The sequence below is a fragment of the Pseudomonas sp. 30_B genome, assembly GCF_017491605.1.
Classification (GTDB): Bacteria; Pseudomonadota; Gammaproteobacteria; order Pseudomonadales; family Pseudomonadaceae; genus Pseudomonas.
Window position 1 is genome coordinate 1 of sequence record NZ_JAFGYY010000288.1, and the last position, 466, is coordinate 466.

A 466-nucleotide genomic window follows, 5' to 3' on the forward strand; every position below is an offset into this window, starting at 1 on the left:
GTATTGCTGCACCCAGAACGCGTTCGGGTGCGCGCCGAGCAGTTGCGCGACGCGCGCGAGCCGCAGGCGCTGGTATGCGCCGAGCGCATCGGGCTTCTCGATGATGTCGACCTCGGCGCCGAGGTTGTGCAGCATGCCGCGCAGCTTCGGATCGATCGCCGGATCGCCGACGATCCTCAGCTTGAGCCCCTGCTCGCGGCATACGACGGCGAGGCCGAGCGCGAAATTGCCGCTCGACGATTCGACGACGAGCGTATCCCGATCGATCCGGCCGTCGCGCAGCGCCTGCTCGATGATGTGCTTGGCCGGAATGATCTTCATCACTTCGAGCGCGACCGCGTAAAGATTCGGCGCGAGCTGCACGATGCGCGGCTCGGCCATCGCACCGGAGACGGTCGCCCGGATTTTCCTGTTCGATGCGGCGTCGTATGTCATGAGCTCACCTGGTGAAGAAGCGCGAGATGGG

The 466-nt window shown here is 65.5% G+C and carries 1 protein-coding gene; it reads right to left on the reverse strand.

Annotated elements, in window-relative coordinates:
- Window positions 1–435, reverse strand: a 435-nt coding sequence (locus tag J5M67_RS28320; protein ID WP_207888660.1) for a pyridoxal-phosphate dependent enzyme, incomplete at its 3' end; no start/stop codon positions are given.
- Window positions 436–466: the final 31 nt, after the last annotated feature.